Source organism: Haladaptatus ordinarius (assembly GCF_054177595.1).
On record NZ_JBPEHH010000055.1, the window covers coordinates 20,373 to 28,296 of the forward strand.

Below are 7,924 nucleotides of genomic sequence, written 5' to 3' on the forward strand. Positions count from 1 at the left end.
TAAGTATCGATGACGAGATATCTCGGGTGAGATGGAAACGCACACAGATTGGGGCGTTCGATGGTCGGTCAACACCACGCTGGGCGTACTCGTCGTCGGCCTCGGATTCGTGGGGACACAACTTCTCGTCGGCGACGTGCTCGTATCTCTTCGGCTCTTGTCACCGCCTGCCGTCGAGTCGTCCGGAACGAAACTCCCGCTCGTCGCTGGCGGACTCATCGTCGGTGTGACGCTCGCAGTGGCGTCAAGACGACTGGGCGGGTCACGACGATGGCACGTCGTCGTCTGGACCACCCTCCTGTTTCTCAACATGGCTGGCGTCCTCCTCGAAGGGACGTTTTTCGCTCCGGACCTGGCTCCGATGGAGAACCTCCCGGGCGGGATGGTGACCCAACTGCTCGCGGCGGCCGTGACGGCGGGACTCGCAGCGTGGCTGTTCGTCCCCGACGAAGCGACCGGACGACCGAGCCTCAGAAATCGCGCGTGGTCGTCGTGGCTCGTCCGTTTGCTGGCCGGCGCGCTCACCTACGTCGTGTTGTTCTGGGTCGTCGGTGCCGCGAACTATCTCCTCGTGACGAAACCGTACTACGAGGCACAGATGGGTGGCATTACCACGCCCGACGCGAACGTCGTTCTCGTCCTCGAAGTGGTCCGTGGGCACCTCATCGCGCTCTCGGTGGTTCCTTTCGTCCGGTCCGTTCGCGCCTCCCGACGTGAGCGTGCGACCGTGGCGGGGCTCGTCCTGTTCGTCTTCTCGGGACTCGTTCCACTCACGTATCAACTGGGGACGCTTCCCCCGTTTCTGCTGTTCGCGAGTGGGTACGAGATTCTCCTCCAGGTCGGTCCGACCGGTGCCGTCGTCGCAGTGTTGCTCGGTTCCGACGAGGACGGTCACGAGTCGTCGAAGACGGTCGATGCGACTCACGGCTAGCCGCCGTCACGAACCGTCTCCGGGCGATTCGTCCTTCGGTTTCCATCGACACACCGAACTCCGCTCTCGTTTCCGAACGTTCGTCGTTAGTTCGACGAACGCCTGCCAGACGAACAACCCGTCACCGATTCCACCAAAACGGCTTTGCTCGGTAACTGCGTCGTATCTGCGATGGCGAAATACGTCTCGACGGTGAAGATTCGCGGGCAGGTGCAGAACATGCAGAAACTGGCGTCGATCTGGGGCGACCTCCGAACCGAACTCCGAGAGTACGGCGTCGAACTCGAGGGGAGTTACGCGGTCCTCGGCGAGTATGACTTCCTAGTTATCCTGGACGCACCGGACCGGGACGCCGTCTTCAAATCCTCCATCGCTCTCGAGAATCAGGGCCTCGACACGCAGACCATGGAGATAATCCCAATCGAGGAGTTCGCGTCGCTCGTCGAAGAGTAGTCTTATCCACGCGCTTTCTATTCGAGGGCAGTGCTACGAATCGTCGTTTCCGACAGCGATTCGGCACAACTCTCATTCTCGCTGGCCTCCAATCTCGACCGTGATTCGACTGCGGGACGGTATCCACATCGACGCGGACCGAACCGTCGTCGCCGACGCTCGGAGTGCGGTCGGTGACGTGAACTTGGTGAGCCACGCCCACGCAGACCACACGTTCCGGACGACGCCCGAAACCGTGCTCTGTTCTGCCGAGACCGCCGCGCTCGTGCGGGCGCGAACCGGTGCGGCGTTCGAATCGACCGAGACGGTGCCGGGTATCGACCTCCTCCCGGCGGGCCACGTCGTCGGGTCGCGGGCCGCGCTTATCGACGCCGACCGCCGATACCTCTACACGGGCGATTTCTCGACCCGGGATCGCCTCTTTCTCGACGGGTTCGCCCCCGTCTCTGCGGACGTGCTGGTGATGGAGACGACCTACGGCGACCCGCGGTATCGCTTCCCGTCGCAGGCCGAACTGGAGGCCGAGATATGTGATTGGCTGGCCGACCACGACGACCCGCTTTTCCTGTTCGGGTACTCGCTCGGACGCGCACAGAAACTCCAGCATCTCGCACGCCGCGCGACGAACCGCCCGGTCGTCGTCAGTGACGCGATTCGCCGGGTGAACGCGGCCATCGAGGCGGTGACCGACGTTCGCTTCGACGTCGAATTGTTCGAGGCCGACGCGCTCTCTGGCGACGAAATCGTCGTCCTCCCGTCAAACCTCGCACGGCAGGACTGGGTGAGCGACCTCGTCGAGCGCGTCGGCGGGGTGACAGTCGGCTTCTCGGGGTGGGCGGTCACCGAGTCGTATCGCTACCGCGGGGGGTACGACGTGACGTTCCCGCTCTCTGACCACTGTGATTTCGACGAACTCCTCTCCGTCGTCGAGGCAGTGAACCCCGACACCGTCTACACGCACCACGGATTCGCCGAACGGTTCGCTGCACACCTCCAGAAATCGGGGTACGACGCCACGCCGTTGAAGCGAAACCAGACCTCGCTCTCGGAGTTCGCGTGAGCAGGCGTGTTCGTCTTCGAGGTGCCGTGCGGTGGTGTGTTCTGCTTTCTCCGTACCGAGTCCGGAGCGTTCGGGAAAGCGTGGCTTGACTGTGGACAAGCGGTCGATAACAAAGCCCACCACCGGTGTTCTGTCCGGTCGTGTTCGGTCTCCGTAGACTGGTCGTTCGCGTGGTCACCTTCGCGCTCGTGGCGAGCGTGTGCTTCGTGATGGTGACCGGTGTCTGGCCGCCGGCGTACACCGTCATCAGCGGGAGCATGGAACCGAACGTCGAACGCGCCGACGTGGTCGTGGTGATGGACGAACATCGGGTCACACCGCCGGGCAGTCGCGGGGGCGTCGTCTCCGCCCGTACCGCCCGCGATCGGGGCTATCGCTCGCTCGGTGGTTCCGGGGACGTACTGGTTTTCCGCCCGAACGGGAACGACACTGCGATTCCAATCCTCCATCGTGCTCGATTCTGGGTCGAAGCGGGCGAAAACTGGTACGACGAGGCCGACCCCGCGGCTCTCGCAGGGGCCCAAAACTGTGTCGAACTCAGAAACTGCCCTGCACCGCACGCCGGATTCGTCACGAAGGGTGACGCCAACCTATACTACGACCAGGCGGTCGGCATCTCACAGCCGGTTCGTCCGACGTGGATAGTCGGCGTCGCCGTCGTCCGCATTCCGGAACTCGGAGGCGTCTCGGCCCGACTCGGCGTTCACTCGCGGAGCAGTGCGACGCTGAGCAGTTTCCCGCCGCCGCAGACGGTGGCTTCGCGGGTGAGTGCGTACAGCACGCCCGCACGGTCGGTTTCGACGTCCTGTAACACTTCGTACGTCGTCGGGTCGTACAGGGTTCCGACGTGCTCGCCCGCCGCCACGCGGTCGCCGAGTTCGTGGTCCGACTCGACTACGAACAGTCCCGAGTCGACGGCGTCCACGCGACCCAGGTGGTTGCGTGCGAGGACCGGGTCACCGTTCTGGACCGGTGGCTCAGAGAGCAGGTCAAGTTGACGACAGACGTTCAACAGACCGACCAGTCCCGTCTCCACGGCGTCCTCGAGAATCTGTTTGTTGTGTGCCAGCTCCGGGGTGATGGAGGGGATACCCTCGTGCGTGGCTGCGACGCGGAACTTTCCGCCGAAGTTCCGTTCCTCCCACTCCACGTCGGCGTCGTCGCCCGCCTCCTCGGAGAGCAGGAGGTCGGTGCCGAAGGCTTCCGCGAGGGCGCGCGATTCGCGGTCGCCTTCCATGAAGACGACGTGCGTGAGCATGTCCGGGCTACCGGTGTGGAGGTCGACGATGGCGTCCGCCTCGCTGGTGTACTCCCAGAGCGTGGCCGCCATGCGCTCGTGGAGCGTTCCCTCGCTATCGCCGGGCCAGACCCGATTCATGTTCGGATTGACGCTGTCGAGTTGCTCCGGCGTCGTGTAGGAGACGCGGTCGAACGTGAGCGGGTCGGCGACCGGTACTGCGACGATTCGCCCCGCGAGTTCGGTGGGGTCTATCTCCTCGTGAAATCGGCGGAGCACCTCGGTTCCGTTTATTTCGCGGCCGTGCTGTGCGGCCTGCACGTACAGCGTCGGGCCGTCGCCGTCACCTTCGTAGACGTGGACCGTCGTTTCGAGTTCGACGCCGGATGGAAGCCGAGCGAGCGTCACGCGCTCTGCGGTGTGACCTGCCATGGAATGGAGAGGGTTCGGAGGGGAGTTGAACGTACCGCACCGAACACAACGAATCTTTTTACGCGATGGCGAGACCATCATCGACCGATGTACTCGCGGGAACACTTCGTCATCGGCGCTATCGTGTCCGGTCTGCTCCTCGTCCCCCTCTCGGGACGGTTTTCCACCTCCCTGCTCGCGGCGTTGTTCGCCTACGGTGTCCTCTTGAGCGTCTTCGTCGACCTCGACCACTTCGTCCTCACTCGGTTTCGAACCGGCGATTGGCGACATCTCCGGGCCTGCCTCGCCAATCCCATCGACGCCTTCGGCGACCAGGACTGGGTGTTCGAGGACATCGACGACATGGAACACGAACGAATCCTCTCGCACGCGATTCTCGGCGGACTGTTGGTGGGTGGGCTGGCCGTCGTATCGACGACTATCGCCGTTTTCACCGCCGTCGTCCTCTACGCCCACGTCCTCGCCGACCTACTGCGGGACAACGGATTCGCGTGAATCGGTAGACGGGGTTCGTCCGGATCGAAAGCCAGAGACACCGACCCGCTGCCTCGACGGCGCGGGCCACAGTCACGGCAGCGAGCGGTCGACGAGCGCATCTGTTCCGATGTTGGCAACAAATTTTTTCGCCGTTCTCGCTCTCGGTTATGGCGGAGGACGCTGTATGACTGGTACCTATCAGCGACTGAAAGACGGGTTGGAGGAGAAAGGCGAGATAATGATCAAAACCGGAGGCGGTGAGGAACTCGAACTCCACACTCACAACGTCGAGTTCGAGGAAGAGCCGTTCATCCGAATCGAAGCCGACGACGAAGTCCACTGGGTGGACGTAAACCACGTCGCCCACTACTGGATTCACGAAGAGATATAGGCGGCCCGTTCGACGACGTGGGCCGGACACGACGGAGACCGGGTCGGAGTTACGACTAGACCGACCCCGATTCGGACTTTTTCGTTCGCGTGCGTCCGAACCTGCTGACCGTTCGGTACAGCGGGAACAGCAGGTCCTCTAGCCGTCCCGAGACACCCGTCGGACTCGCACAGACGATGACCGGGACGCCCGCCTTTTCGGCGCGTGCGACGACGCGGTCCGGCGTGCTCCCGAACACCCAGCGTTTTAGCAGGCGGGTACGCGACGCACCGATGACGAGGACCCCGCCGTGGTCGGCGGCCGCCGCCACCAGTCCGTCGGCGACGGTATCGTTCGTCGTCTCGTGACTCTGCACCGTGGGCGCGTCTTTCAGTTCCGACAGCGTCTCCCCTACGTCCTCGGGCGTGCCACCGCCGCCGCCCGGCGTGACGTCGACGACGTGGACGCTCGCGCAGCGCGCTCCGAGTCTGTTCGCCAGCGAGAGCGCCGCCTGGTGGTGGGGGCCGCCACCGGTGCCGACAGTGACGGTGTCGAGGGTCGATTCGGCGGTGAACCCGTCGGCGAAGAGAACGTCGCACGGCGATTCGTACTCCACCTCTTCGGCGATGTCCTCGTGTTCTTTCGGATACCCCATCAGGATGAGGTCGGCGTCGTCCTCGCGGGCGGTGTGGAGGATGTCGAAGGCGACGTCTCGGCAGACGTGTCCCTCGACGGTGTACTCCACGTCGAAGTCGGCGTCACCCAGGATGTCGAGGAGGCGGTCGGCCCGCTGGCTGGCCGTGTCGGTCACGCTCTCGCTCGGCGTCTGTTCGGGAATCTGCGTGACGTTGACTATCTGGACGAGTGGGGTTTCGTCCTGCAGTTTCGCGAGTTCCTCCGCGAGGCGCACGTGGTCGGGCGCGTGGTGCATCCGCCCGACCGGTACGAGGATGCGATACCGCTCTTCGTCGGTCTCGTCATCCGTCGTCGCAGTCCCCGTCAAAGTCGTCGTTTCCCCCGTCGTCCCGGTCGGCCCGCGCGGAGAGACGGCTCGGCTTATCATCTCGTCGACGTCCGGCGCACCGCCCCACGCGAGATACGCGCCGACGAGCACCACTTCGACGGCGACACCGGCGACGATGCCGCGGAGTGGGAGGTTCGTGATGAGCGCGAGGTTCGCCAGCACGCCGACGATGGGGAGCCACGGAACGAGCGGGACTTTCAACGGTCGCTCTATCTCGGGAAACCGCCGCCGGGAGAGGACGAGCGCGACGTTGACGACCGCGAGCGGGGCGAGCAGGTTCAGGTTGGCGAAGCCGGTCAGGGCTTCGAGACCGAGATGGACGACCCCGATTCCGCCCTCCGCGGGAAAAAGGCTGATGAACGTCAGGATGAGCGCGACGATGGTTCCCGTGCAGGCCGCGACGCTCCAGAACGGCGTCCCGTGGTCGGGGTGGATGCGCGAGAACCGCCGGGGGGCCTGGCCCTGTCGCCCCATCAGCGAACCGATTCCGCTGGCGGCCAGTATCGAGGCGTTCGAGGCGCTCACCATGCTGAAGATGGCTCCGGCGACGATGAGCCACTTCCCGAAACTCCCGAGGAAGTCAGAAGCGACCTTCCCCATCGCCGTCTCGCCCTGTTTGGCGATAATCTGTGGGTCGGTCGGCGAGTTCATCATCGCCACGATGACGAGAATGTAGAGCACCGTGACCGTCACGATGCTCGCGCCGATGGCTTTCGGCACCGTCTTCCGCGGTTCGATTATCTCGCCAGCGCTGGCCGCGATGGCCGAGAACCCGAAGAAGGTGATGAACGCGACGGCGGCGATGGAGACGATTCCGGCCGGACTCCCCTTCGAGAATCCGCCGACGAACGTATCGACCGTCGCACTCGGTGTTTTGAACGCGAGCGCACCGCCGATGAACGCCAGCAGGACGGCCACCTTCGCGCCCGTGACGAACACCTGGAACGTCCCGCTCTCCTCGGTACCGCGGGCGTTCAGCGTCCCGAGCAACAGCGCGGTCGCCACCGCGACCGTGCCGTGCGGAACCGAGATGCCGTGCGGGATGATGAACTGATGGAACCACTCGCCCATCGTCGCGAGATAGAACGCGGTCGTCGCGGAGTAGCCGATGAACAGCGAGACGCCGACCGCAAAGAGGAGGCGGTCGTCCTCGAACGTCCGCGACGAGAAGAGATAGCCCCCACCGTTTTCCGCGTATATCGACGCGAACTCGGAGTACGACGCCGCCGTCACACCCGCGATGGCCGCCGCGATGACGAACGAGATAATCGCGTTACTGCCGATGACCGCGACGGCAGTCCCCGAGAGCGAAAAGATACCCGCAGCGATCATCGTCCCCAGCCCCAACGCGAACGCCACACGGAACCCCAACGTACGGGTATGTTCGACCATACTGATACCCGTACCACAGGGAATCAAAGAAAGATTGGGTTGATTGTGCAAGCAATGAGATGCAACCATCAGACCTTTTCGTTCGCCTTTCTTTTGCCCGAACGATGGCTCGTAGCTCGACTGAATCAGAGACGGGTAGCGCCGAGATTCAGACCGAACTCGACCGCGACATCGGTCTGGTCGGCGCGGTAGCACTCGGTGTCGGAACGATGATTGCCGCGGGCATCTTCGTCCTCTCCGGTCTGGCGGTCAGCAACGTCGGTGCGGCGGCTATCGTCGCGTTCTTGCTCGCTGCACTGGTCGCCAGTTTCACCGCGTTCGCCTACGCCGAATTCGCCTCCATCTACCCCGAGAGCGGTGGCGGCTACATGTACGTCGCCAACGTCTTCGACACCGACCTCACCTACATCGTCGGCTGGTCGATGATACTCGCTAGTTGTCCACTCTCTCGATAACGGCGGCAGCAAAAGCTCGGTCTCACACCGGAAGGACACCGAAAGCGAGACGAAGAACCCTACGAACGCTGCGGAGAGTCGAGAAGGTATCGA

At 63.8% G+C, this 7,924-nt stretch carries 7 protein-coding genes and 1 pseudogene; 6 read left to right on the forward strand and 2 right to left on the reverse strand.

What is annotated here, in order from left to right:
* Positions 1–31 precede the first annotated feature (31 nt).
* The 3 genes from ACR3FF_RS17800 (at position 32) to ACR3FF_RS17810 (ending at position 2,444) form a co-directional block, all read left to right on the forward strand.
* Positions 32–931: a hypothetical protein gene (locus ACR3FF_RS17800; RefSeq protein ID WP_458189446.1), complete on the forward strand. Its 900-nt coding sequence runs from the start codon at positions 32–34 to the stop codon at positions 929–931.
* Between the two features lie 171 nt (positions 932–1,102).
* Entirely contained in the window at positions 1,103–1,384 is a 282-nt protein-coding gene (locus ACR3FF_RS17805) for a GYD domain-containing protein (protein ID WP_458189447.1), read from the forward strand.
* A gap of 100 nt (positions 1,385–1,484) precedes the next feature.
* The gene (locus ACR3FF_RS17810; protein ID WP_458189448.1) at positions 1,485–2,444 is read left to right on the forward strand and encodes an mRNA cleavage and polyadenylation specificity factor-like protein; all 960 of its coding nucleotides are present in this window, start codon (positions 1,485–1,487) and stop codon (positions 2,442–2,444) included.
* A gap of 703 nt (positions 2,445–3,147) precedes the next feature.
* Here ACR3FF_RS17810 and ACR3FF_RS17815 read toward each other — a convergent pair.
* Positions 3,148–4,113: a succinylglutamate desuccinylase/aspartoacylase family protein gene (locus ACR3FF_RS17815; protein WP_458189449.1), complete on the reverse strand. Its 966-nt coding sequence runs from the start codon at positions 4,111–4,113 to the stop codon at positions 3,148–3,150.
* A gap of 87 nt (positions 4,114–4,200) precedes the next feature.
* Here ACR3FF_RS17815 and ACR3FF_RS17820 point away from each other — a divergent pair, with 87 nt between their 5' ends.
* Entirely contained in the window at positions 4,201–4,608 is a 408-nt protein-coding gene (locus ACR3FF_RS17820; RefSeq protein ID WP_458189450.1) for a hypothetical protein, read from the forward strand.
* Positions 4,609–4,774: 166 nt separating this feature from the next.
* Positions 4,775–4,981, forward strand: coding sequence for a hypothetical protein (locus ACR3FF_RS17825; protein ID WP_458189451.1), 207 nt, complete (start codon positions 4,775–4,777; stop codon positions 4,979–4,981).
* Between the two features lie 55 nt (positions 4,982–5,036).
* On the opposite strand, the gene ACR3FF_RS17830 is transcribed toward ACR3FF_RS17825, so the two are convergent.
* Positions 5,037–7,376, reverse strand: coding sequence for an amino acid permease (locus ACR3FF_RS17830; RefSeq protein WP_458189452.1), 2,340 nt, complete (start codon positions 7,374–7,376; stop codon positions 5,037–5,039).
* Between the two features lie 104 nt (positions 7,377–7,480).
* On the opposite strand from ACR3FF_RS17830, the pseudogene ACR3FF_RS17835 reads away from it, so the two are divergent.
* Positions 7,481–7,807, forward strand: a pseudogene (locus tag ACR3FF_RS17835) (amino acid permease); the annotation flags it as partial.
* Positions 7,808–7,924: the final 117 nt, after the last annotated feature.